This is a genomic window from Methylobacterium terrae (assembly GCF_003173755.1).
Lineage (GTDB): Bacteria > Pseudomonadota > Alphaproteobacteria > Rhizobiales > Beijerinckiaceae > Methylobacterium > Methylobacterium terrae.
The window spans coordinates 1,720,429-1,745,000 of sequence record NZ_CP029553.1; the positions used below are offsets into that span (position 1 = coordinate 1,720,429).

The following is a 24,572-nucleotide window of genomic DNA, read 5'->3' on the forward strand; positions in this document are numbered from 1 at the left end:
TGAAGCCCCACCTGTCGTCGCGTCCGGCGAGGCTTGGCCGAGGCCGGCCCGTCGGTCAACGGGCCGGGTGGCCGAGGCCGGCCCGCGGGTCAACGGGCCGGGTGGTGGAGGCGGGCCGGCCCGGATGTCGTCAGTGCCGGAAGTGGCGGTGGCCGGTGAGCACCATGGCGAGGCCGGCCTCGTCGGCGGCGCGGATCACCTCGTCGTCGCGCATCGAGCCGCCGGGCTGGATCACCGCCGTGGCGCCGGCCTCGGCCGCGGCCAGCAGGCCGTCGGCGAAGGGGAAGAACGCGTCGGAGGCCACCACCGCGCCGCGGGCGAGGCTCTCCGGCAGGCCGGCGGCCTTGGCGGCTTCCGCCGCCTTCCAGGCGGCGATGCGCGAGGAATCGACCCGCGACATCTGCCCGGCGCCGATGCCGACCGTCGCGCCGTCGCGCGCGTACACGATGGCGTTCGACTTCACGTGCTTGGCGACCCGGAAGGCGAAGCGGAGATCCGACAACTCGGCCTCGGTCGGCGCGCGCTTCGTCACGACCTTGAGCGGCATGTCGTCGACGACGGCGTTGTCGCGGTCCTGGACCAGGAAGCCGCCCGCCACCGTGCGCCAGGCCTGGCCGGGCGCGCGGGGATCGGCGATGCCGCCAGCGGTGAGGAGGCGCAGGTTCTTCTTCGCCGCGACGATCGCGACCGCCTCCTCGGTGGCGTCCGGCGCGATGATGACCTCGGTGAAGATCTCGACGATCCTGCGCGCCGCCTCGGCGTCGAGGGTGCGGTTCAGCGCGACGATGCCGCCGAAGGCCGAGACCGGGTCGCAGCGCAGGGCCCGCTCGTAGGCCTCGACCAGGCTCGCACCCTCCGCGACGCCGCAAGGGTTGGCGTGCTTGACGATGACGACGGCGGCCGTGCGGGCGGGATCGAACTCGCTCACCGCCTCGTAGGCGGCATCCGTGTCGTTGAGGTTGTTGTAGGACAGCTCCTTGCCCTGGAGCTGGCGCGCGGTCGCGACGCCCGGCCGGGCCGCGCCGGCGGTGCGGTAGAACGCGGCCTTCATGTGCGGGTTCTCGCCGTAGCGCAGGCCCTGCGCCAGCGTGCCGCCGAGCGCCCGGAAGGTCTGCGTCTCCGGCTCCGCCGCGATCTCGCCGGCGAGCCAGGTGGCGATCGCGGCGTCGTAGGAGGCGGTGCGGGCATAGGCCTTCTGCGCGAGGCGCCGGCGGGTCGCCCGGGTCACCGCGCCGTCATGGGCGTCGAGGTCGGCCAGCACCGTGGCGTAGTCGGCGACGTCGACCACGACGGCGACGTCCTCGTGGTTCTTGGCCGCGGCGCGGATCATCGCCGGGCCGCCGATGTCGATGTTCTCGATGCAGTCCGCCGCCGGCTTGCCGGCGGCGAGCGTCGCCTCGAAGGGGTAGAGGTTGACGACGAGGAGGTCGATCGCCGCGATGCCGTGGGCCAGCATGGCGGCCTGGTGCTCGGGGTTGTCGCGGATGGCGAGCAGCCCGCCATGCACGCCCGGATGCAGGGTCTTGACCCGCCCGTCCATCATCTCGGGGAAACCCGTGAGGTCGGAGACCTCGGTCACCGGCAGGCCGGCCTCGGTGAGCGTCCGGTGGGTGCCGCCGGTCGAGACCAGGGTGACGCCGCGGGCGGCGAGCGCCCGGGCGAACTCCACCAGCCCGGTCTTGTCGGAGACGGAGAGGAGCGCGCGGGAGATGCGGGAGAGGTCGCTCGCCATGGGGATCCGGGTCTTTCAGGTCTTGGGGCGCGACCGGGACAAGACCCGAGCCGGCGCAGGAATTTCGGGCGCGCCTAGCAGAAACCGCCGGTCGAGGCCAGATGTTGCGCCGCAAGACGGACCCGGGCGTCCACCGGCTTCCCCGGCGGCATCGACGGTGGAGGGCCGCGCGCTCACGCTTTCTGACGGATAGGCTCGGGAGGGCAGACTTGCTATGAGGGAACCGGCCGCTTCCCGTCCCGGGCGCGGCCTGTCGCGCCACGGGAGGCGGTGATTTTCTCCGACAGTCCTTGGGGGACGGGCCTCGGCCTGTTCGCCATCGTGTTCCTGGTCTTCGCGAACGGGTTCTTCGTCGCGGCCGAGTTCGCCCTGGTGGCGGTCCGGCGCAGCCGGGTTCAGGAGCTCGTGGCCGAGAAGCGGATGAACGCCTCGGCCCTGCAGCGCGCGGTCGAGAGCCTGGATTCGCATCTCGCGGCCACGCAGCTCGGCATCACCATCTCGTCGCTCGCCCTCGGCTGGGTCGGCGAGCCGGCTTTGGCCCACCTGATCGAGCCGGCCCTGTTCTGGCTGCCTCAGGGCGTCGGCACGTTCGGCGCCCATGCCATCGCGGTGGTGCTCTCGTTCGTCGTCATCACCTCGCTGCACATCGTGCTGGGAGAACTGGCCCCGAAGAGCCTGGCGCTGCAGCGCAGCGAGCGCACGGCGCTCGCCATCGTGCGCCCCTTGCGCCTGTTCCTGCTGGTGTTCCGGCCGGCGATCTCGTTCCTGAACGGGCTGGGCAACGGCGTCCTGCGGCTGTGCGGCCTCCAGCCCGGCTCGGGGGAGGATTCGCTGCACTCCACCGCCGAATTGTCGCTGCTCGTCGCGGCGAGCCAGGAGGCCGGCCTGATCCAGGAGGCGCAGCAGGAGGCGGTGCAGCGCATCTTCGGCATCGGCGAGCGCCGGGTGAAGGACATCATGACCCCGCGCCACGAGGTCGACTGGATCGACGTCGACGATCCCCGCGAGGCGGTGCTGGAGACGATCCGGGCCTGCCGCCACGAGCAGCTGGTGGCGAGCCGCGGCGAGATCCACGAGATCGTCGGCGTGCTGCGCAAGCAGGACGTGCTCAACCAGCTCCTCGACGGGGCGCCGATCACCCTCGACGCGATCATCCGCGAGCCGATCGTCGTGCACGAGGCGATGCCGATCCTGCGGGTGCTCGAGACCTTCAAGGCCAAGCCCGTCCGGATGGCGATCGTCGTCGACGAGTACGGCAGCCTCGAAGGCATCGTCACCCAGACCGACCTGCTCGAGGCGATCGCCGGCGACATCCCGGAGACGGACGACGAGGAGCCGATGGTGGTCGAGCGCCAGGACGGCTCGCTCCTGATCGACGGGATGATGCCGGCGGTCGACGCCTTCGAGCGCCTCGGCTTCACCGAGCGGCCCGACAGCGACGACTTCTCGACGCTCGCCGGCTTCGTGATCTACCAGCTCGGCCGCATTCCCACCGCCGGCGACGGCTTCGAGCGCAGCGGCTGGCGCTTCGAGGTCGTCGACATGGACGGGAGGCGGATCGACAAGGTCTTGGCGGAACGCGTGCCGGCGTGACCCTCCCCTGCGTCAAACGGGCTTGCAAAGCTTCGCCGACCGGTTAGGTATCCGATTGCCAGATTATCCCGGGTCGCCGCACGCGGCGCCCGCCCACTGCCACGGAGCCCGTCCCCATGACCCTGAACCGCGCCCTGCTGCTCGCCGCCCTCCTGGCGGCTCCGCTCGCCCTCCCCGTCTCGGCCGAGGCCAAGCCGAAGACCGACCGCACCATCGCGGCGGTGGACACCGATTCCGACGGCACGATCGACCTCGCCGAGACGAAGGCCGCCGCCGGCGCGGTGTTCGACAAGCTCGAGAAGGATGCCGACGGCACGCTCGACACCAAGGAGCTGCAGGGCCGCGTCAGCCGCAAGGACATGAAGGCCGCCGACCCGGACAACGACGGTACCCTGGACAAGAACGAGTACCTCGCCCTGGTCGAGGCCCGCTTCAAGGCGGCCGACCCGGACAACGACGGCACGCTCGACGCCAAGGAACTGCGCACCCCGGCCGGCAAGGCCCTGGCGCGCCTGCTGAAGTAACATGGTCCGAGGGAGGGGCGACCCGCCGGGCCGTCCCTTCCCGCCGTCAGGATCCCTGGATCAGTCGCAGCGCTCGCTGTGAACGGTCTTGCTGTCGCCGTACTCGTTGGTCTTCTTGACGGTCTTGGTCTCGCAGCCGCCGACCGAGCCGGTCGACTCGACCGAGCGCTTCTCGATCACGGTGCTGCGCTCGACCGGGGCGGAGTCGCGGCGGATCACCGTCACGTCCTCGGCGAGCGCCGGAACGGTGACGAGGGCGGCGAGCGTCGCGAGGGTGGCGAGGCGGAAGGACATCGAAGTCTCCAGGCTTGAGCGTTCAATCGTGCTCAGAACGCCATCGTCGCGCGGACGGTTCCGCGATCCTCCGCGGGCAGTGATCGGCAAGTCGCGGGGAGATTTCGCCGCGAGGGGGAACGCTCGGGCAGATTGATGCTGCGGTGCCCTCAAAACGGCGCGAATCGCGGCTGAACTGCGCGCACGCCGCGGGCCGGACCCGAGCCGCGCCGGCCGCAGGAGATCACCACCGTGCCCGCAGCCGGCCCCGTCGACCGCAGCTCATCGGGGGAAGCGGTGCAAGCCGGTTTTCCGGCACGCCTCGCCGCCATCCTGCGGACGGTCCGGCTGCCCCTGCCCCAGCACGCCTGGTTCTGGATCGGCATCCTGGCGCTCAGCGCCGGGGCGGGCCTGCTCTACGACGCGTTGTTCCAGAACGGCATCCCGCTGGTGGCGGCGGTCCACGGCTTCTTCATCGGCGCCTGCGCGCTGCTGATGGAGCGCGGCACCCTGCTGCCGCGGCTGCAGGCGCGGTTGCGCCGCCTGCCGACCTTCCTCTACGTGCCGATCGCCGAACTCGCCTATGTCGGCATGATCACGCTCGGCCACGCCGCCGGCGGCGTCATCGTCTGGAGCACGGGCCTGAGCCCCGAGCCCTTCGCCGTGGCGGTGGTGCCCTCGCTCCGGGTGCTGGTCTACGCGCTCGCCGTCTCGGCACTGCTCGTCTTCGTGGTGCGGATGCGCGACCTCATCGGCGCCGAGGTCTTCGTGAACCTCCTCGTCGGCCGCTACCACCGGCCGGTCGAGGAGGAGCGCATCTTCCTGTTCGTCGACGTCGTCGGCTCGACCGCCTACGCCGAGACGCACGGCGCCCTGAAGACGCAGGCCTTCCTGAGCGCGGTCTTCGCGACGCTCGCCGAGCCGGTGCGGCGCTGCCAGGGCTCGACCGACGACTTCATCGGCGACATGGCGATGATCACCTGGCCGATGGACCGCGGCCTGCAAGGCGCCCGCTGCGTCGCCTGCGTGCTGGCGATCCAGGAGAGCCTGGCGCGGGACGCGGCCGCCTGGCAGGAGCGCTTCGGCGCCGTGCCGCGCATCCGCGCCGCCCTGCATGGCGGGCCGGTGGTCACCGCCGAGGTCGGGGTCGACCGGCACAAGATCGCGTATTTCGGCGACGCCGTGAACGTCACCGCGCGGCTGGAAGCCCTGTGCCGCACCCTCGACGCGCCGGTGTTGATCTCCGGCGACCTGCTCGCCAAGCTGCCGCGCCTGCCCGACGGCGTGCGGGCCCGGCCGCTCGGCGAGCACGCGGTCCGCGGGCGCGACCAGGTCCTGGCGGTCGCGGCCCTGGAGCACGCGCCGCGCCCCGGCCGCGCGGCGGCCTGACGGCGAGCCCGGCTCGACGAGAAACCGGCCCATCCCGGTCGGCCATCGGTACTTGGCGCCGACGACGCTGATCCGTTCGGGTTTGCCCGGCACCTTCGAACGAGTCCGGTCGACGATGCCGGTGTCTCGAACCTCGACCGCCGGAGATCGCCACCGCCTCGCCGAGGTCATCGGCGCCTCGCTCCAGTCCTCGGCGCTCCTGGAATTGCGCGCCGCCCATCTTTACCTGAGCGCGCGCGCCGGAACACAGCATTCGCACAACACACATCGCCTCCGAAGCGGCCCGCGGCCAGAGCGGTCGGATCCGGATCGTGGGCGCGTGTCGATCGGTTCGTGCATGATGGAATTGCGACGTGGTTTATGCACCCGAAACCATTGGCGGACATGACGCCATCTCATGGTTTCTGCCATCTGGGCACACGCTTCTGGTGAGATGAACCCGTGAACGCGACATGTTCTTGTCCTCTGTCGAAAGGTGCTGCCCCTCCCGCGCGACATAAGCCAAAGAGGATATGACGGCCGCGCCGCCCAGGATCGAGGTGGATCCTCCTCGCGCGAACGGTCAACTCAGCACAACCACTCCGGCTGTCGGCGCCAACAAGAGTTTCGGCCGCCGCTTGACCGAAGGCGAGTATCGCTTCATTTTCCTCTTGCGGTTCCTGCGCCAACATCATAGTTGCACCGATAAGCAAAGGCAGACCAACCCTGCGGCCTGAGAATCCTGAGGGCGGAATGTCCAAGCGTCTTACGAATCTACCCTGAGCAGAGGGCCGACGTGATGAGTGAGAGTGAGGCCTCGACGAGCCATATCGAGCTCGCCGCGGATATCGTTGCGGCTTTCGTGACCAACAATTCGGTTCCGGTCGCGGACCTTCCGACCCTGATCGCCTCGGTTCACGCCGCGCTGGGCGGCCTCGGCAACGGCGCTGCGGCCGAGCAGGCCGAGCCGCTGGTCCCGGCCGTGCCGATCAAGAAGTCGATCATGCCGGATTATCTCGTCTGTCTCGAGGACGGCAAGAAGTTCAAGTCGCTGAAGCGGCACCTGCGCACCCGCTACGGCCTGTCTCCCGAGGAGTACCGGGCACGCTGGAATCTCTCGCCTGACTACCCGATGGTGGCGCCCAACTATGCGGCGGCACGCTCGGAACTGGCGAAGACCATGGGCCTGGGGCAGCAGCGGCGCAAGTCGCAGCGCGGCGGCGAGAGCTGACAGGCCCGGACGGCCCGCCCGTGACGAGACGGGCCGCCATCGCCATCGCGCGGCGCCCTAATCCCAGTCGGGATTCGGACGCTCGCCGATGAGGCAGTTGGCCCGGGGCTCGCCCTGCGCCCGCTGCAGCAGCGGGCCGGTGTCGCGGCCCGCCACCTCGCGGATGATCTTGGTGCGGATCGCGGCGGCGAACTGGTCGCGCTCGCGCACCGGCACCATGAAGCTGCCGCTGCCGCCGATGACGCAGTCGCGGTAGTAGAGGTCGAGATCCTTGATGTCCCAGGGCCCGCTCGGCTCGCGGATCATCAGGGGCAGGCCGTTGATGACGATCCCCTGGCCGACGGCGTCGTCCCGGGCCTTGGTCACCGACCGGCCCTGGTTGTTCGGCCCGTCGCCCGAGACGTCGATCACCCGCCGCGTCGCCTCGAAGCCGCTGCCGGCCAGCAGGCCGGCCGAGAAGTCGATGGCGCTGGCGATCGAGGTCCAGGTCGAGCGCCGGGGCGGGCTCTGGCCGAGCCTGTCGGCGAAGCCGGCCGCCTCCTCGGCCCCCGCGATCAGCGTCCAGGGCACCACGACCCGCTGGTTGCCCACCCCCGCCCACTCGACGTAGGTCACGGCGATGCGCCCGACCATGCCCTGGCGGATCGCCTGGTGGACCGCCGGGTTGCGGAACGCCTCGACGTAGCCCTCCCGCTGCACCGCCTGCTCGTCGCCGGTCATCGATAGGGAGACGTCGACGGCCAGCACCAGGGCGACATCGACCTCGACCGGCTCGCCGCCGGCCCGGACGGGAGGCCCGACCGCGACCGCGGCGACCAGGCAGGCGAGAAGCGCGACGACGCGTGATCGCATCCGGGATCTCCCGTACGCCGGCCCAAGTCGGGTCCCGGCGAAATGCCAGGATCGGATGCCCGGCGGCCCGAACGCAAGCGCCGCGAAGACCTTGCCTCGACACGCTCGCGTGAGGAGGGAGCCCGGCGCCGACCCCGGGCGCGCCAGCGCGTTCTGCTGTGGATGAAGCACGGGAGAGACGGTGTCTTAGGCTGGGGACAAGCCGATGCCGCGAGAGTCCGGACCGTCCGGCCGCCCCGTGCGGCGAGAGGAGTCCCCTCGCGATGCCCCGTCCCGCCAGCCTCGCCGACCGCCTGTTCTGGCCGATCCTGGCCGGGGGTGCGGCGAGCCTGTGGTTCGGGCCGAAGGCGCTCGCCGTCGCCGGCCTCGTGGTGCTGGCGCTGGTCGTGCACCGGCTCGGGCGCGGCGGTCGATTCCGGCGGCGGGTCCGGGCGATCGCCCGCCGCCACCGCGAGACCCTGGCCCTGCGCCGCCGCCAGGAGAGCTACGTCGACCCCTACGGCAACGAGATCCTCGACGGCTGGCTGCGCGAGCGCAGCTACTTCGCCGAGCGCACGGTGCTGCCGCGGCTGGAGGCCGAGGGCTACGGCGACCTGATCGAGGTGCGCTGGGACGAGATCCTGGCCATCGTCGAGGCGGCCTCGCTGAGCGTCGCGGCACCGGACGAGGCCGAGGACCTGCCGGAGGACGGGATCGCCTACGAGCGCTACTGCGCCGCCCTGCTCGAGCGAGCCGGCTGGGAGGCGCGCACCACCAAGGCCGCGGGCGACCAGGGGGCCGACGTGGTGGCGGAGCGCGACGGGGTGCGGCTCGTCGTGCAGTGCAAGCGCTACGCGAAGCCGGTCGGCAACGGCGCGGTGCAGGAGGTGGTCGCGGCGCGGAGCTACTGGAACGCCGATTGCGCGGCCGTGGTCTCGAATGCCGGGTTCACGCCGGCGGCGCGCAAGCTGGCGGCGGCGACCGACGTGTGGCTCCTGCATCACGACGCCCTGCCGGATCTCCGGGCGCGGCCGGCGGGGCGGTCGCGCTGAGGCGACGCGGCCGGGGCTCGCCTCACTGCGGCGGCGCGCAGAGGTTCCAGACCTGCTTGAACTCCCGTTGCGCGCGAGCCCGTTTTGCAGCTCGATCGCGTCGGCGACCGGGCTGCGGCCCGGGCGAGCGGCCGCATCGTCCCGCCCGGCGGAACCGGCCTGACTGCCGGGACCCTGCCCCTTCGCACCCAGCACCGGCACGATCCGATTCGGGACCGAGACCGTCGCCGGGATTGTTTCCTCCGCATTGCCCTTGTTATGCTCGATCCTGCGTCGTCGGTGGCCTCGACGCGACGCCTCCCGCACGAGAAATGGGCACGGCCAATCCATGTGTCGGCACTCTCACGCGCACCCGTCATCGATGCGCCTCGCGCCGTGCCGCCCGGCACCGCCGGACGCGGCAGATCCGTGCCGGCCGGGCCCCGGAGCGGCGACGCGGCGGTGATCCATCCGCGCCGCATCGCCGGGCTGCCGGGCCTCGCCGTCCGCGGCCTCGTCGGGCTGGTCTACCCGCCGAGCTGCATCGCCTGCGGGGCCGCGACGGCCGTGCCGCACGCGCTCTGCGCCGGCTGCTGGAGCGGGATGCGGTTCATCGAGCGGCCCTATTGCGAGCGGCTCGGCATCCCGTTCTCGGTCGATCTCGGCAGCCCGGGCCTGCTCTCGCCGGCGGCGCTCGCCGATCCGCCGGTCTATCAGCGCGCCCGGGCGGTGGCGCGCTACGACGCCACGGCGCGGCGGCTGGTGCAGCGGCTGAAATACGAGGACCGCCTCGACCTCGCCGGCGCGCTCGGCGCGATGATGACGCGGGCGGGCGCCGAGCTCATGGCAGAGGCCGACGTCGCGGTACCGGTGCCGCTCTGGCGCTGGCGGCTGTGGCGGCGGCGCTTCAACCAGGCCGCGCTGCTGGCCCGGGCCTCCACGCGCGGGCGCGGCGTTCCGGTGGCGCCGGAGCTGCTGGCCCGGGTGCGGCGAACCCGCCAGCAGGTCGGCCTGAGCCGCGCCGCCCGGGCGGAGAACCTGCAGGGCGCCTTCCGGGTGCCGGAAGCGGCGCGCCCGCGCCTGCACGGCAAGCGGGTCCTCCTCGTCGACGACGTGCTGACCACGGGCGCGACGGCGAACGCCGCCGCCCGTGCGCTCCTGCGCGGCGGGGCGGCGGCGGTCGATGTCCTGGTCTTCGCCCGCGTGGTGAGCGACGGGCGCGACGTGGTTTAGGTCAGGCGCGCTGCACGCCGCCGATGACGCTCTCCTGCGGGGCCGGCTCCGCCGCGTCGAGAACCTTGCCGCGGGGCCCGACCCAGGCGCCAACCCACTTGCGCGACCACAGGGCGAGGCAGCCGAGCACGATCGCCGTGAAGGCGGCGTAGAACAGGAAGCCGGTGGCGAACCCGCCGGTATACTGTTTCGACAGGCCCATGGCGTTGGGCAGGATGGCGCCGCCGAGCGCCCCGACCTCGCCGATCATCGAGCCCGCCACCGCGGTGTTGGTCGGCCAGCGCAGGGGCACGAGCTGGAACAGCGCGCCGTTGCCGGCGCCGAGCGCCGCGAAGCAGAACATGAACAGGATCGTGGTGACCAGAAGCGTCGGCGCCGCGGTCAGCATCAGGAACGAGCCGACGGCGGCGAGCAGCACCACGGTCAGCACGAGGATGCCGCCGATCCGGTCGGCGAAGTAGCCGCCGAGGATGCGGATGCCCGACCCCATCAGGGCGGCCAGCATGGTCAACCGGCCGGCCTCGATCTTGGTGACGGCGAACTGCTCGTAGAAGAAGGTCGGCAGGAAGTTCGACAGGCCGATGAAGCCCCCGAAGGTGATGACGTAGATCAGGTTGAAGGCCCAGCCGTCCTTCTCGAACAGGCAGGAGACGTGCTGCCTGAAGCTCTGGTGCTCGCGATCCGGCGGCTCCTTGGCGAAGACGATCATCACGGCGAGCGGGATCAGCATGAACACGCCGGCGAAGCCGTAGACCGCCTGCCAGCCATAGGCCTGGGCGAGCGGCGGCGCGAACAGCACCGCGAGAACGGTGCCCGAGTTGCCCGCGCCCGCGATGCCCATCGCCAGGCCCTTGTGCTCGGCCGGGAACCAGCCCGAGCCGAGGGAGAGCGCGACGCCGAACGAGGCGCCGGCGATGCCGAGCAGCACGCCCATGGCGAGCACGTCGTTGAACGAGTGCACCAGGAAGAAGCCGTAGGCCATCGCCAGGATGATCAGCGACATCTCGGTGACCGCGGCGTTCTTGCGCCCGATATACTGGGCGAGCACGCCGAGGGGGAAGCGCATGATCGCGCCGGCGAGGATCGGCAACGAGATCATGAAGCCGGTCTGGGCCGGCGTGAGCTTGTAGGTCTCGGTGATGAACGGCCCCATGGCGCCGTTGAGCACCCAGATCGCGAAACAGAAATCGAAGTACAGGAACGCGGCGAACAGGGTCGGGGGATGACCCGACTTCATGACGGTCTTGAAACTGGCCATGTCGGAGCCTCACGCACAGCCCCCGCGGGGGGTCTTCAACGCGCTTCAGGGTGAGGATCGGACGGCCGGTTCGTTCCGGCCGCGATCCCCCGTCTGTCGGACATCCCTGTCCAAGGCTCGGGCGTCTTTGCCCCGCGGGCCGTGAGGCCAGCCTGCGGGAGGATGTGCAGTTTTCGTGCCAGATGCCGCCCGGGGGATCGCGGGGCCCCCGCATCGGTCGCCTGCCTGAAGGGCAGGCAGAGGCTGGCGCGCCGGGCGGCACCGCGACGGCCGGGGCGGGTGGGGTCGCATGGGCCGGAGGAAGGCCCCGCTCCCGCGGGCGGGCCGTCACACCCTCACGTCGAGCACCTGGCCCTGTCCGGGCGGGGCCGGCGGGCTCGCGGTCTGGGCCACCAGGTCGGCGACCGCGCGTTCGGCGTCGAGCTGGCTGCGGACGGCGATGACCGCCACCTGCTGGCTGAAGGCGGAGCCCGCTTGAGCCATGGCGGCGGCGGCGATGGAGGTCGTGTCGAGCGTGGTCATGGCGCCAGACTGCACCCGAACCGTGAGCGGGCCGTGAAGGCGTCAGCTCAAAAGCTGGCCCATCCGGGCGAGCGCCGCGGCGAAGCCGGCGAGCGGCACCGTGATGGTCTCGGCCTCGCCGTTCGGCTTGGTGCCGGTGACGCGAAGGTTCACGGCGGTCTTCATCGCGTCGGTGGCCACCGTGGGGAAGCTGATCGGCACGATGCAGCCGGCCTGGACGCAGGAGGTGTAGGGGGCGCCCTTGCCCAGCGTCGCGTCGTCGAGCTTGAAGGTCACGCCGGGTTCGATCGACAGGCCGAGCGGCATCAGCATGAGGCCGTTGCTGCGCCCGTCCTGGGGGGGGTTGAGCTCGATGCTGAAGCGGCGCTGCCCGGTCTGGACCGTGCCTTGCGCCTGCGACAGCTGGCACTGGCGCTTCTGGTTCTCGCGGGTGCAACTGATGGTCCAGTCGCCGTAGACCTCGCTCACTGCGCTGGCGCCGTTCGGCCAGTGGCCGGTCGGGGCCGTCGCCGCGGCGGGCGGTGCTTCCGCCTTCGGGGCCGGGGCGGGCTTGGGCGCGGCGCGGCGCGGCGCCGGCTTCGGCGCGGGCTTGGGCGGCGCTTCCGCCGCCGGCGCCTCGACGGCCGGTTCCTCCTGGGCGCGGGCGGGCGCGGCGAGGAACAGGCCGAGGACCAGGAGGCTGGCGAGGGCGGGGCGGCAGGGCGACATGACGAAATTCCTCGGCGCCCGTCCGCGCCGGGGCAGCGGAAGCGGGCTCTTGTCTCGCCGCTCCTCTAGAGCCACGAGCGCCGGAAGGGAAGCCGCCGCGACGCCGATCCTACCGCCATGCCATTGAGTTTTCTTGGATTTATTCCAATGAGCCGCCGCGTCGGCCGAGATCCTCGCGCCTGATCGGCGTCAGCCGAGATCCTCGTGCCGGATCGGCGTCAGCCGAGATCCTCGTGCCACGTGCGGCCGTCGCGCTCGATCAGCGCGATGGCGGCGGTGGGGCCCCAGGTGCCGGCGGGATACGGGCGAGGCGGCTCCGGGCGGTCGGCCCAGGCGTTGAGCAGGGTGTCGGCCCAGGCCCAGGCCGCCTCGACCTCGTCGCGGCGCATGAACAGGGTGGCGTTGCCCCGCACCACGTCCATCAGCAGGCGCTCGTAGGCGTCCGGATAACGCTGGTTGAAGGTCTCCTCGAACGAGATGTCGAGGCCGGTCGCCCGCAGGCGCATGCCGCCGGGGCCCGGCTCCTTCGTCATCACCTCGAGCTTGATGCCCTCCTGCGGTTGCAGCCGGATCACCAGGCGGTTCGGCTCGCGGGCGAACTCGTCGGAGAAGATGCTGAACGGCGAGGAGCGGAACTGCACCACGATCTCGGAGACTTTCTGGGGCAGCCGCTTGCCGGTGCGCAGGTAGAACGGCACCCCGGCCCAGCGCGGCGTCATGAGTTCGAGCTTCAGGGCGACGAAGGTCTCGGTCAGGCTCTGGCGGTCCTCGGCGAGGTCGGCGGCGTAACCCGGGACCGGCTGGCCGTTCACCGCCCCGGCGACGTACTGGCCGCGCACCGTGCGCAGCGGTACCTCGTGGGCGGGAATCGGCTTCAGGGCGCGCAGCACCTTCAGCTTCTCGTCGCGCACCGCGTCGGCGTCGAGGGAGAGCGGGCTCTCCATGCCGAGGAGGCAGAGGAGCTGCAGCATGTGGTTCTGCAGCATGTCGCGCAGCGCGCCGGACGTGTCGTAGTAGCCGCCCCGTCCCTCGACCCCGACGGTCTCCGCCACGGTGATCTGGACGTGGTCGATCACGTCGGCGTTCCACAGCCGCTCGAAGATCGTGTTGGCGAAGCGCAGAGCCAGCAGATTCTGCACCGTCTCCTTGCCGAGATAGTGGTCGATGCGGAAGATCTGGCTCTCGGGAAAGACCTTGCCGACCTGGTCGTTGATGGCGCGGGCCGAGGCGAGGTCGTGGCCGATCGGCTTCTCCAGCACCACGCGGGAGCGCTCGCCGATCAGCCCGTGGGCGCTCAGGTTGCGGCAGATCGCGCCGTACAGGCTCGGCGAGGTGGCGAGGTAGTAGGGCCGCACGTGGTCGGGATGCTCGGCGAGCAGGTTCGCGAGGTCGTCCCAACCCGCCTCGCCCGCCCCGTCCACCGCCACGTAAGCGAGGTGGTCGAGGAAGCGCGTCACCGTGTCGGGGTCGCGGTCGGCCTCCGGCACGTGGCGTTCCAGCGCCGCGGCGGCGAGGTCCCGGTACTCGGCCGTCCCGAGGCGGGTGCGGGCCGCCGCGACGATGCGGCTCTCCTCGGGGATCTGCCGGTCGCGAAACCGGTAGTAGAGCGCCGGCAGCAGCTTGCGCATCGTCAGGTCGCCGGTGGCGCCGAACACGACGGCGTCGAAGGGGGCGACGGGGATGATCTTGTGCATCAGGTGACGGGTCTCCCGCTTCCTGCCGATCTGACTCGCAAGGGCGCGGCCAGTTCGTGTCTGTCGCGGACGCTGGCTCGCGTCCACCTCCTCACGGGCCGATGAGCGCCGTGCGACGCACCTCTCGCCCCGGTCCTGCCAGTCCCGGCATCATCCCGGAGCCGCGGAGCGGAGCCGGGACGACGGGGTGACTGCGACATCGGTCGAGGTCGAACGGGGCCTTAGAACGACGCCGGTGTCGCCGCGGCCTCCTTCACCCCCTCGTCCGCCCCGGTGCTTCCGCCCGCGAGCGGCGCATCCATGTGCGCCGCGAAGGCCGCCTTGTGGTCGGGGTGCCAGCGCGACAGGGCCGGGCGGTTGCGGATCAGGTCGTCGGAGGACCAGCGCATCCGCTTCTCGTCCATCTCCAGGGTGGTCTCGTTGTCCGGGCAGAGGATGTAGAAATCGCCGGCGCTCATCGCCTCCAGCAGGAACTCGACGGTCTCCTCCGGGGTCCAGGCGCCCGCCGGCTTCTCGGTCGCGCCGCGGGCCCGGGTCAGGCCGGTATAGACGAAGCCCGGGATCAGCAGGTGGGCGGTCACCGGCGAGCCCGCCTCGCGCAGCTCGTGCGCCAGCGCCTCGGTCGTCACCTTCACGCCGGCCTTGCTGACGTTGTAGGGCGTGTTGCCGGGCGGCGTGGTGATGCCCTGCTTGGAGCCGGTGACGATCACCGCGCCGGGCCTGCCCGCCTCGATCATCGCCGGGACGAAGGCCTGGACGGCGTTGATCACGCCCCACAGGTTGGTGTCGAGGATGCGGTGCCAGGTCGCGGCGTCCGAGAAGAAGCGTCCGCCGGCCTCGATGCCGGCATTCGCCATCAGCAGCGACACCTCGCCGAGGGACGCGGCCTCCCGGCGCAGGGCTTCCAGCGCCTCGGGGCTCGCCACGTCGGTCGGCACCGCGCGGACCTCCGCCTCGCCGCCCTGCGCCGCGTCCGCGACCTCGCGGCCGGCCCGGGTCAGGGCCTCGCCCGGCAGGTCGGCCAGCACCACCCGCATCCCGGCCCGCGCGAAAGCCTTGGCCGCCGCGAGGCCGATGCCGCTCGCCGCGCCGGTGACGACCGCGACGCGGCCCTTCGCGAGTGCGGGGTGGTGGGTCATGGTGCGCTCCGCCTGAAGATGGGCCGATGGTCAGGCCGGCAGGTAGGCAGTCGCGCGGGAAACGCCACACGCGGCGGCGCAAAAAAGTCGCCGGGCGCCCGATGCGGCGCAGTTCCGACGCAGGTCCCGCCCGCTCAGGTCTCGACCGGGCGGGACGCGGCCATCCCCGCCCGGCCCGCTGGGGCCGGGCGGGAGTTCATGCGGCCGTCCTCACTCGCCCGACGACTCGGCGGGCTTCGGGAACAGCTCGCCGGACGGCTCGCCCCCGGTCTCGGTGCCCTCGAACCGGGTGCGGCGACGGCGGCGCGGACGGGCGGCGGGGGCGTCGGCCTCCGCCTCGACGGGTGTGGCGGGGGGCGCCGGCGGCGCCTCCTCGACCGGGGCGGGCGCGGGGGCGGGGGGACGCACCGGGGTCGTCAGGAAGGCCGGCAGGCCGGTCGGCTCGTCGGCAGCCAGGACCGGCTCGGAGCGCGGCTCCTCGCGCCGGCGCTCGCGGCGGAACTCCGAGCGTCCTCCCTCGCGGTAGCCGTCCTGGCGCGGGCCCTCCTGCCGGGGAGCCTCCTGGCGCGGGTTCTCCTGCCGCGGCTGCTCGGCGCGGGACAGATCCTGACGCTCGGCGCGATCCTGGCGCTCGGGGCGGTCCCGCTGCTGGCGGTCCTGCCGGTTCTGGAATCGCTCGCGGCGCTCCTGCCGGTCGGGACGGTCCTGGCGCTGGTTGTCCTGGCGCTGGTAATCTTGACGCTGAAGATCTTGGCGCTGGTCCTGGCGCGGCTCCTGCCGGTCGAAGCGGGACGGACGGTCCTCGCGGCCGTCGTAGGGCTGGGGCTGCTGGCCGGGATCGCCGTAATCGTCGGCGGCGCCGTAGCCGGACTGGGCGTAGCCGTTGCCGCCGCGCTCGTTGCCGCCGCGTTCCTGGCCCGCATAGCCGTTGGTCGGCGCACCCTCGTCGTCGCCCTCGTCGTCGTCGTCGAAGCCCTGGCGGCCGTAGGTGCCGCCGTATTGCTGGCGATACTGCTCGTTCGCGGCGGCGATGATGCGGAAATAGTGCTCGCCGTGCTGGAAGTAGTTCTCGGCCATCACCGGGTCGCCGCTCGCCTGGGCGTCGCGGGCGAGCTGGGCGTACTTCTCGGCGATGTGCTGGGCCGTGCCGCGGATCTTGACGTCGGGGCCGTTCGATTCGTAGGCCCGGGTCAGCGGGTTCGGCCCCTTGTTGTTGCTGCGGTTGCGGCCACGCATACGCCTGTTCTGGTTCGGTCTCATCGGTCTCGACTGACCCTCTTCGACGACTTGAAGGGCGGGACTACGCGCGCGGCGGTGTTTCGTCCGCGGAGCCGGGCGGCCTCTGCCGGGCCATGTGCCGTCTCCGCAGCGATGTCCGCCTTGCCCTGTGCGACCGCGGGCCGTTTCACCGTCCGGCCACCGTCGATCCACAGATGCGGGGCACCGGACCGCCTACGCGCTCATTGGTCTGCCCGGTGGTGGAAGATCGCCCAAAGGTCCGCGCTCAATGTCGCGCCCGAGAACTGAGCCTGGCTGTGTTGTCCGGACCGTTCACGATCTACCCCGGGACGTTAGCGGGTTCGGCCTCCCGCGCCAAGTGACCTGACGCCGATTTCAGAGTGATTTCGCGCACAAAGGCCGCAGGATGCTCAAGATTTCTCGTCACGAACCGGTCGCCGCGGTCGTCGCCGCGGTCATGGCGACCACGCGCGGATGGCCGGCGAGGTCGCGCCGCGAAGCCGTCGCGAGCCCGTGCGCGGCGGCGAGCTCCCGCAGGGCCTCCTCCTGGTCGTAGCCGATCTCGACGACGAGGCGCCCGCCCGGCGCCAGCAGGCGGGGGACCTGCGCCAGGATGGCGCGGTAGGCGTCGAGCCCGTCGGGACCGCCGTCGAGGGCGAGACGCGGGTCGTGGTCGCGCACCTCGCCGTCGAGGCCGTCGACGACCTCGCTCGCGATGTAGGGCGGGTTGGCGACGACGACGTCGAACGGCCCGGCGAGCGATGCGGCCCAGTCGCCGGCCGCGAAGGCGGCGCGGTCGGAGACGCCGTTGCGCACGGCATTGGCCCGGGCGGTGAGGAGCGCGCCGTGCGACCGGTCGAGGCCGAGACCCCGGGCCCGCGGCCACTCGGTCAGCAGGGCCACCAGGATGCATCCCGAGCCGGTGCCGAGATCGGCCAGGCGGTGCGGCCCGTCCGCCGGCAGGCCGAGGCCGAGGGCCGCCTCGACCAGGGTCTCGGTATCGGGGCGCGGCACCAGGGTATCGGGCGAGAGACCGAAGGTGAGGCCCCAGAACTCCCAGGCGCCGATGATCCGGGCCACCGGCTCCCCTCCGGCGCGCCGGGCCAGGTACGAGGCCAGGCGCTCCGCTCCCGCCTCGCCGACCGGCTCGGCCCCGCGCAGGGCGAGATCGGTCGCGGTGACGCCCAGGGCCTCCTCGACCAGGATCCGGGCATCGAGGGCGGCGGTCTCGATCCCGCTCGCCGCGAGCGCGTCGACCGCCCGGGCCCGGGCCGCGATCCGGCTCGTCCCCGGGGATATCGCGATCACGCCATCCCCTCGGCGGCGAGCAGCGCCGCCTGGTGCTCGGTGATGAGCGCGTCCACCACCTCGTCGAGGGCGGTGCCGGCCATGACCTCCTCGAGCTTGTAGAGGGTCAGGTTGATGCGGTGATCGGTCACCCGCGCCTGCGGAAAGTTGTAGGTGCGGATGCGCTCCGAGCGGTCGCCGCTGCCGACCTGCGACTTGCGGTCGGCGGCGCGGGCGGCGTCCTTCTGGCTGCGCTCCTGGTCGTAGAGCTTGGCCCGCAGCAGCGCCATGGCGCGCGCCCGGTTCTTGTGCTGCGAGCGCTCTTCCTGGACGAAGATCACGATGCCGCTCGGCACGTGGGTGATGCGGATCGCCGACTCGGTCTTGTTGACGTGCTGGCCGCCCGCTCCCTGCGCCCGCATCGTGTCGATCTTCAGGTCGGAATCGTTGACCTGGATGTCGACCTCCTCGGCCTCCGGCAGCACCGCCACGGTGGCCGCCGAGGTGTGGATGCGCCCCTGCGTCTCGGTGTCGGGCACCCGCTGCACCCGGTGGGCGCCGCTCTCGAATTTCATCCGGGCGAAGACGCCGCGCCCCTTCACCTCGGCCACGATCTCGCGGTAGCCGCCCATCGTGCCGGGGCTCTCGGAGATGACCTCGACCCGCCAGCCCTTCAGGTCGGCGTAGCGCGAGTACATCCGGAACAGGTCGCCGGCGAAGAGCGCCGCCTCGTCGCCGCCGGTGCCGGCGCGCACCTCCAGGATGGCGCTCTTCTCGTCGGCGGCGTCCTTCGGCAGCAGCAGGAGCTGGAGCGCCCGGGCCGCGGCCTCGCGGGCGGCCTCGGCCTCCGGCTTCTCTTCCGCCGCGAGGGCCCGCATCTCGGGGTCGCCCTCCTCGATCATTTCCTCGACGCCCCGCAGGGCGCTCTCGGCGGCCCGGAAGGCGCGGATCGCCTCGACCACGCCGTCGAGCTCGGAGAGTTCGCGCGAGAGCTGCACGAAGCTCTCCGCGTCGGCCTCGCCGGCGCTCAAGGTGGCGGTGACGATGTCGTGGCGGGCCAGGATGGCGTCGAGACGGTCGGACGGGATCGCGATCATGAAAGCAGATATGGCCATGGGCGTCGGCCGGTTCAGCCGGGGCGGCCCGCGCCCGGTGCCGGCGATTGCTGCCGCGTATAGCAGGTCTGCGGGGGTTGGGGAGTCGTGGCAGTCCCGCACACCGCTTGCACCATGGCAGTACGCTTGCCGCTCGCGATGCCCGTTCCGCAGAAGACGCCGCTAACCGATCTGGCAAGGCGCTTGCTGGGCGATCGGGCCGGCGGAAGGAGGTGATCGTGACGAATGCAGTCGTGCTGAAGGATCTGTTCGACCGCTGGGAGCGCGTCTGGCACGAGGGGGCCTTGGAGCTCGTCGAGGCCTGCGTCGCGCCGCATTACATCCGGCACGACGAGATGGGTGATCGCACCGTCGCCCGAGAGGACTACGCGGCCGAACTCTCACGCTTGAGGCAAGCACGCCCCGACATCAAGATTATCGTCTACGATCACAGCTTCGATGGCGATCACGCTTGGTATCGCTTCACGATGAGATGGACGGATCTCAAATGTGGCGAGGTGCGAACCCGCGCCGGCCTGCAATCCTACCGCACGGAGGCAGGCCGGCTGGCGGAAACCTGGGTCATCATGCAGCCGGTCGGCTCGGCATGGAATGATACGGTTGCTCAGACGAGCTGGACGAGCCGCGTGCAGAGCCATTAGGGCGGCCTCGGGTGCGATGGGTCCAGGCAAACACCGCGATCGTGGAAAAAAGCCGCGTGGCGGCTCCACGAGCGTTCGGCACCCTTTGCGGTTCGGGGCGGTCTGCCCTATCTTAAAGTGAGGAGCCGCGGGTGGCACCCCGCGACCCCTCTTGTTAGGTAGACGTCACTACATCAGCCCGATCGTGATGGTGATACTCCATCCGGTCGGGCGTTTCATGATGGCGATCACCACGAACGGTAAGCCGTTCACATTTCTCACCCCCTCTCCGGTCTGCGCCAGCTCGTAAGGCGGCGGCCGGCGATTCCGCCGCAAGCTCCGGTGCCCCAGAGCCTTCGCGGCCGGAGAGAGTCTTCCCCAACGTCAGAAACGTCGCACGGCGAGGTTACCGATTCGCGTAGCCGGAGACGATCGGCCTGTACCGGTCAGACCGGGACGCCGTGCTCCTCGGCGAACGCCGCCAGCGCCGGGCGCAGGGACGCCCCGTCCTTGGTCCGTGCCAATTCCTGCTCCAGGAAGGCCGAGACCGCACCGGCCTCGATCCCGAGCACCATCGCCTTGACCGGACCGATCGAGGCCGGGGACATCGAGAGGGCGCGGAAACCCAGCCCGATCAGCGCCATCGCCTCGAGCGGCCGCCCGCCGATCTCGCCGCAGACCGTCGCCGGGGTGCCGGCGGCGTTGGCCCGCTCGGCGATGAGCCGGAAGGCGCGGAGCGCCGCGGCGCTCAAGGGGTCGAACCGGTTGGAGACCTGGCGGTTCTCGCGATCGACCGCGAACAGGAACTGCATCAGGTCGTTCGAGCCGACGGAGAGGAAGTCGGCCTCGGCCGCGATCTCGTCCATCTGGAACAGCAGCGAGGGCACCTCGACCATCACGCCGAGCCGGCATTCCGACGGCAGCGGGTAGTTGTGGCGGGTGAGGTGCGCCTTCTCGCGCTCGACGATGGCCCGGGCCTGGACGAACTCCCCGACGGTCGCCACCATCGGGAACATGATCTTGAGCGGCCGCCCGCGGGCGGCCTTGAGGAGCGCCCGCAGCTGCATACGCAGGAGGCCGGGCCGGTCGAGGCCGATGCGGATCGCCCGCCAGCCGAGCGCCGGGTTCTCCTCCTCGAGCGCCTTCATGTAGGGCAGCACCTTGTCGCCGCCGATGTCGAGGGTCCGGATCGTCACCGGCAGGTCGCCGACGGCGTCGAACACCGTCTCGTACAGGATCTGCTGCTCGGCCGCCGTCGGCATCCGCTCGGCGACCATGAACTGCAATTCGGTGCGGAACAGCCCGACGCCCTCGGCCCCGGTCTCGTGCAGGTGCGACAGGTCGACGATGAGGCCGGCATTGAGCTGGAGGTTGACCGCGACCCCGTCGCGGGTCACCGCCGGCACGTCGCGCAGCGAGCGGTACTGCTCCTGGCGCCGGGCCCTCAGCCGTGCCTTCTCGGCGTAGGCAGCCTCGATCTCGGGGCCGGGCCGGATCTGGATCTCGCCGGTCCCGCCGTCGACGATGATGGCGTCGCCCGTCTCGACCAGCGCCGTGGCGTTCGCCACCTCGCCCACCGCCGGGATGCCCAGAGCGCGGGCCACGATGGCGATGTGGCTCGTCGGCCCGCCCTCCTCCAGCACCACGCCGCGCAGGCGGGACCGGTCGTAGTCGAGGAGGGCCGCCGGGCCCATCGAGCGCGCCACCAGGATGGCGTTCTCGGGCATCGCGTCCGGGCCGACCGTCTCGCGGCCGACGAGCTGGCGCAGCAGCCGGTTGGCGAGGTCGTCGAGGTCGTGCAGACGCTCGCGCAGGTAGGGGTCGCTCTGGCGCAGCATCCGGGCGCGGTTGTCGGACTGCACCCGCTCGACCGCGGCTTCCGCCGTGAGGCCCGACAGCACCGCCTCGCGCATCCGCCGGAGCCAGCCCTGGTCGTGGGCGAACATCCGCACCGTCTCGAGCACCTCCCGGTGCTCGCCGGCGCCCGCGACGTCGCCGCGCTCGACGAGGTCGTCGATGGCCGCGCGCACCTCGGCGATCGCGGTGTCGAGGCGCGAGGCCTCGCGCTCGACGTTCTCGGCGATCAGGTTGCGCACCACGATGCGCGGCTCGTGCAGCACGACGTGGCCCAGGCCCACCCCGTCGGCGAGCGCGACGCCGCACTGGCTCAGCGCCCGGCGCGAGGCGCTGACGGTGCCGGGCGAGAGCGCCTGCAGCTCGCCCGACGCGATCATCTCCGCCAGCACCATGGCGGTGGTCTGGAGCGCCTCGATCTCCTCCTCGGAGTAGATCCGGTAGGTGCGGTTCTGCACCACCAGGACGCCGAGCGTGTTGCCGGCCCGCAGGAGCGGCACGCCCAGGAAGGCGTGGTAGACCTCCTCGCCGGTCTCCGGGCGGTAGGAGAAGGCGGGATGCGACTGGGCGTCGGAGAGGGAGAGCGGCTCGGCGGTGGCGGCGATGAGGCCGACCAGGCCCTCGCCGGCCCGCATGGTGGTGAGGTGCACCGCCTCGCGGTTGAGGCCCTCGGTGGCGAAGAGCTCCAGGTTGCCGTCGTCGCGCAGGACGTAGACCGAGCAGACCTCCGCGACCATGTTGGACGCGATCAGGACGACGATGCGGTCGAGGCGCGCCTGCGGGCCGACGGGCTCCGCCATGGCCTCGCGAAGGCGGCGCAGTAGCAGGCGCGGGCCTCCAGGCGCTGCGGGCATCGTGTCGTGTTCCACCCTTTGGCGAGCCGGACCCGGCGCGGCGCAACCGTGAGGCCGAGCTCGCGCGGGCCTGACGCATCGGCCCCGTTATCGCCGTATAGCGAGTCCGGCGCCCGGCGGGCAAGCGTCCTTCCGGGGGGACCGGGACGAAGCGCCGTTCCCGACGAGAAACGCCCCGCCCGCGAGGGATCGCGGACGGGGCGTTCGACGGCGGACCGCCCGGGCCGGCGTCATGCGGTTTCCGATCGATCGTTTCGCGATGCGGAAAACGGCTTCGCTCAGACGCCGCGCGGGCTTTGATACGGCTTCCGGAAGGGATCTTCCGGAAGCCGTATCAGGCCTTGTCGAGGCCGTAGAGCGAGTGGAGCGTGCGCACCGCGAGCTCGGTATAGGCGGCGTCGATCAGCACCGAGAACTTGATCTCGGAGGTGGTGATCGCCCGGATGTTGATGCCCTTCTCGGCCAGCGCCCGGAACGCCTTGGCGGCGACGCCGGCATGGCTGCGCATGCCGACGCCGATCGCCGAGACCTTGACCACGTCGGTGGCCCCCTCGAGGCGCTCGAACTCGACCGTTCCGGCCTGGGCCTCGAGGATCGCGCGGGCGCGCTCGTAATCCGCCGCCGGCACCGTGAAGGTCATGTCGGTGGCCGCGCCGTCGCCGGACACGACCTGGATGATCATGTCGACGTTGATGTTGGCGTCGGCCAGCGGGCCGAAGATGGCGGCGGCGATGCCGGGTCGGTCCTTCACCCGGCGAAGCGTGATCTGGGCCTCGTCCTTCGAGAAGGCGATGCCCGTGATGATCTGCTGTTCCACGATATCGTCCTCGTCGCAGATGAGGGTGCCGGGGCGGGCGTCGTCGGGGTCGTCGAAGGAGGAGCGCACGGTGGTCGGCACCCGGTGCACCATGGCGAGCTCGACCGAGCGCACCTGCAGCACCTTGGCCCCGAGGGATGCCATCTCGAGCATCTCCTCGAAGGCGACCCGCTCGAGGCGCTGGGCCTTCGGCACCACCCGCGGGTCGGTGGTATAGACGCCGTCGACGTCGGTGTAGATGTCGCAGCGCTCGGCGCCGACCGCCGCCGCGACCGCGACCGCGCTGGTGTCGGAGCCGCCGCGCCCGAGGGTGGTCAGGCGCCCGGTCTCGGCATGGATGCCCTGGAAGCCGGCGATCACCGCGACCTCGCCGCGCTTGAAGCCGGCATCGAGGCGCGCGCCGTCGATGGCCTGGATCCGGGCCGAGCCGTGCTGGTCGGAGGTCTCGATCGGGATCTGCCAGCCCTGCCAGGAGCGGGCCTTGATGCCCATCTCGTTGAGCACGATGGCGAGCAGCCCCGACGTGACCTGCTCGCCCGAGGCGACGACCGCGTCGTACTCGGACTGGGCGTAGAGGGCCGAGGCGTCCTTGCACCAGGCCACCAGCTCGTTGGTCTTGCCGGACATCGCCGAGACGACGACCGCGACCTCGTAGCCGGCCCGCACCTCGCGGGCGACGTGGCGGGCGACGTTGCGGATGCGGTCGACCGTGGCGACGGAGGTGCCGCCGAATTTCATCACCAGGCGGGGCATGGGGATCCGATCGAACAAACCTGTCTCGTGCCGCAGCGCAATGCCGCGGGCGTCCGGCGGGTACAAGCGGGCCGGGGCGGTGTCAATCTTGCAGCCGGACGCGCCGGTCCTGGGCACGACGTCCCAGGGCGGTTGGCCGGAGACGGCGGCTGCGCTACCTCGGCCTCTCGAGACGAGACCTCCATTCCCTGCAGAAGGCCTGGCGTTGATGAGCGAACCGACCGGACCCTCGATCGACCGCGACGAGGTCGCCCGCTTCGATCGCCTCGCCGCGACCTGGTGGGACGAGGCCGGGCCGATGCGGGTGCTGCACCGCTTCAACCCGGTGCGCCTGACCTACATCCGCGACACGGTCTGCCGGCACTTCGGCCGCGATCCGCTGGCGCCCGCGCCGCTGTCGGGTCTCAGCCTCGTCGACGTCGGCTGCGGCGGCGGCGTGCTGTCGGAGCCGCTGGCGCGGCTCGGCGCCGACGTCACCGGCCTCGACCCGGCCGTCACCAACATCAAGATCGCCCAGGCCCATGCCGACGAGGCCGGCGTGCCGGTGCGCTACCGGGCCGAGACGATCGAGGACGTGGTGGCAGCGGGTGAGCGCTTCGACGTGGTCTGCGCCATGGAGGTGGTCGAGCACGTCACCGACATGCCGATCTTCGTGCGCACGGCCTGCCACGCCGTGAAGCCCGGCGGCCTGTTCTTCGCCGCGACGATCAACCGGACCATGCGCTCCTTCGCGCTCGCCATCGTGGGGGCGGAATACGTCCTCAACTGGCTGCCGAAGGGCACGCACGACTGGGAAAAATTCGTCACTCCCGACGAGCTGCGCGACGCGGTCGCGGGCGGCGGGCTCAACGTCGCCGACACGGCCGGGGTGGTGTTCAACCCGCTCACCGGCCGCT

At 71.5% G+C, this 24,572-nt stretch carries 21 protein-coding genes (1 of these 21 running past the window's edge); 8 read left to right on the top strand and 13 right to left on the bottom strand.

Annotated features, from left to right (window positions below):
• Positions 1-130: 130 nt before the first annotated feature.
• On the bottom strand, positions 131-1,732 hold the full coding sequence (gene purH, locus DK419_RS07720; RefSeq protein WP_109958568.1) for a bifunctional phosphoribosylaminoimidazolecarboxamide formyltransferase/IMP cyclohydrolase: 1,602 nt from the start codon (positions 1,730-1,732) through the stop codon (positions 131-133).
• A 270-nt stretch (positions 1,733-2,002) separates the two neighbouring features.
• On the opposite strand from purH, the gene DK419_RS07725 reads away from it, so the two are divergent.
• Positions 2,003-3,325, top strand: a complete 1,323-nt coding sequence (locus DK419_RS07725; protein ID WP_109958569.1) for a hemolysin family protein — start codon at positions 2,003-2,005, stop codon at positions 3,323-3,325.
• Between the two features lie 116 nt (positions 3,326-3,441).
• Positions 3,442-3,849: a lanmodulin LanM gene (gene lanM, locus DK419_RS07730; RefSeq protein ID WP_109958570.1), complete on the top strand. Its 408-nt coding sequence runs from the start codon at positions 3,442-3,444 to the stop codon at positions 3,847-3,849.
• Between the two features lie 60 nt (positions 3,850-3,909).
• Here the strand turns inward: lanM and DK419_RS07735 are convergent, their stop codons facing one another.
• Positions 3,910-4,143 (bottom strand): hypothetical protein, encoded by a 234-nt coding sequence (locus tag DK419_RS07735; RefSeq protein WP_048434223.1) that lies wholly within the window; start codon positions 4,141-4,143, stop codon positions 3,910-3,912.
• A 327-nt stretch (positions 4,144-4,470) separates the two neighbouring features.
• On the opposite strand from DK419_RS07735, the gene DK419_RS07740 reads away from it, so the two are divergent.
• Entirely contained in the window at positions 4,471-5,511 is a 1,041-nt protein-coding gene (locus tag DK419_RS07740; RefSeq protein WP_208642338.1) for an adenylate/guanylate cyclase domain-containing protein, read from the top strand.
• Between the two features lie 778 nt (positions 5,512-6,289).
• Positions 6,290-6,721: a Ros/MucR family transcriptional regulator gene (locus tag DK419_RS07745; protein WP_109958572.1), complete on the top strand. Its 432-nt coding sequence runs from the start codon at positions 6,290-6,292 to the stop codon at positions 6,719-6,721.
• 57 nt (positions 6,722-6,778) lie between these two features.
• Here DK419_RS07745 and DK419_RS07750 read toward each other — a convergent pair whose 3' ends face one another.
• Positions 6,779-7,573, bottom strand: coding sequence for a DUF1194 domain-containing protein (locus tag DK419_RS07750; protein ID WP_109958573.1), 795 nt, complete (start codon positions 7,571-7,573; stop codon positions 6,779-6,781).
• Positions 7,574-7,836: 263 nt separating this feature from the next.
• Between DK419_RS07750 and DK419_RS07755 the strand changes: the two genes are divergently transcribed.
• Both DK419_RS07755 and DK419_RS07760 read left to right on the top strand, forming a co-directional pair.
• Positions 7,837-8,604 carry a restriction endonuclease gene (locus tag DK419_RS07755; protein WP_109958574.1) on the top strand — a complete coding sequence of 256 codons (768 nt, stop codon included), beginning with the start codon at positions 7,837-7,839 and terminating at the stop codon, positions 8,602-8,604.
• A gap of 441 nt (positions 8,605-9,045) precedes the next feature.
• Positions 9,046-9,816, top strand: coding sequence for a ComF family protein (locus DK419_RS07760; protein ID WP_167450859.1), 771 nt, complete (start codon positions 9,046-9,048; stop codon positions 9,814-9,816).
• Position 9,817: 1 nt separating this feature from the next.
• Here DK419_RS07760 and DK419_RS07765 read toward each other — a convergent pair whose 3' ends face one another.
• From DK419_RS07765 to prfA, 8 genes are all read right to left on the bottom strand, one after another.
• Entirely contained in the window at positions 9,818-11,074 is a 1,257-nt protein-coding gene (locus DK419_RS07765; RefSeq protein ID WP_109958575.1) for an MFS transporter, read from the bottom strand.
• A gap of 327 nt (positions 11,075-11,401) precedes the next feature.
• On the bottom strand, positions 11,402-11,596 hold the full coding sequence (locus DK419_RS07770) for a putative motility protein (protein ID WP_109962182.1): 195 nt from the start codon (positions 11,594-11,596) through the stop codon (positions 11,402-11,404).
• A gap of 42 nt (positions 11,597-11,638) precedes the next feature.
• Complete coding sequence (locus tag DK419_RS07775; RefSeq protein WP_109958576.1) at positions 11,639-12,304, bottom strand: invasion associated locus B family protein; 666 nt, start codon at positions 12,302-12,304, stop codon at positions 11,639-11,641.
• A gap of 218 nt (positions 12,305-12,522) precedes the next feature.
• Complete coding sequence (gene zwf, locus DK419_RS07780) at positions 12,523-13,998, bottom strand: glucose-6-phosphate dehydrogenase (protein WP_109958577.1); 1,476 nt, start codon at positions 13,996-13,998, stop codon at positions 12,523-12,525.
• Between the two features lie 221 nt (positions 13,999-14,219).
• Entirely contained in the window at positions 14,220-15,137 is a 918-nt protein-coding gene (locus tag DK419_RS07785) for an SDR family NAD(P)-dependent oxidoreductase (RefSeq protein ID WP_109958578.1), read from the bottom strand.
• 210 nt (positions 15,138-15,347) lie between these two features.
• Positions 15,348-16,373, bottom strand: coding sequence for a DUF4167 domain-containing protein (locus tag DK419_RS07790; RefSeq protein WP_109958579.1), 1,026 nt, complete (start codon positions 16,371-16,373; stop codon positions 15,348-15,350).
• A gap of 426 nt (positions 16,374-16,799) precedes the next feature.
• The gene (gene prmC, locus DK419_RS07795) at positions 16,800-17,684 is read right to left on the bottom strand and encodes a peptide chain release factor N(5)-glutamine methyltransferase (protein ID WP_109958580.1); all 885 of its coding nucleotides are present in this window, start codon (positions 17,682-17,684) and stop codon (positions 16,800-16,802) included.
• A complete protein-coding gene (gene prfA, locus DK419_RS07800) occupies positions 17,681-18,760 on the bottom strand; it encodes a peptide chain release factor 1 (RefSeq protein ID WP_109958581.1) in 1,080 nt (359 codons plus the stop codon). The genes prmC and prfA overlap by 4 nt, the downstream gene beginning before the upstream one ends.
• Before the next feature lie 236 nt (positions 18,761-18,996).
• On the opposite strand from prfA, the gene DK419_RS07805 reads away from it, so the two are divergent.
• Positions 18,997-19,419 (top strand): ester cyclase, encoded by a 423-nt coding sequence (locus tag DK419_RS07805; protein ID WP_109962183.1) that lies wholly within the window; start codon positions 18,997-18,999, stop codon positions 19,417-19,419.
• A gap of 425 nt (positions 19,420-19,844) precedes the next feature.
• Here the strand turns inward: DK419_RS07805 and ptsP are convergent, their stop codons facing one another.
• A complete protein-coding gene (gene ptsP, locus DK419_RS07810; protein WP_109958582.1) occupies positions 19,845-22,106 on the bottom strand; it encodes a phosphoenolpyruvate--protein phosphotransferase in 2,262 nt (753 codons plus the stop codon).
• Positions 22,107-22,440: 334 nt separating this feature from the next.
• Positions 22,441-23,676: an aspartate kinase gene (locus DK419_RS07815; RefSeq protein ID WP_109962184.1), complete on the bottom strand. Its 1,236-nt coding sequence runs from the start codon at positions 23,674-23,676 to the stop codon at positions 22,441-22,443.
• A gap of 208 nt (positions 23,677-23,884) precedes the next feature.
• Here DK419_RS07815 and ubiG point away from each other — a divergent pair, with 208 nt between their 5' ends.
• Positions 23,885-24,572, top strand: the 5' portion of a protein-coding gene (ubiG, locus tag DK419_RS07820) for a bifunctional 2-polyprenyl-6-hydroxyphenol methylase/3-demethylubiquinol 3-O-methyltransferase UbiG (protein ID WP_109958583.1). It continues 62 nt past the right edge of the window; 688 of the gene's 750 nt are visible here — the first part of the coding sequence; its start codon is at positions 23,885-23,887; its stop codon lies beyond the right edge, outside the window.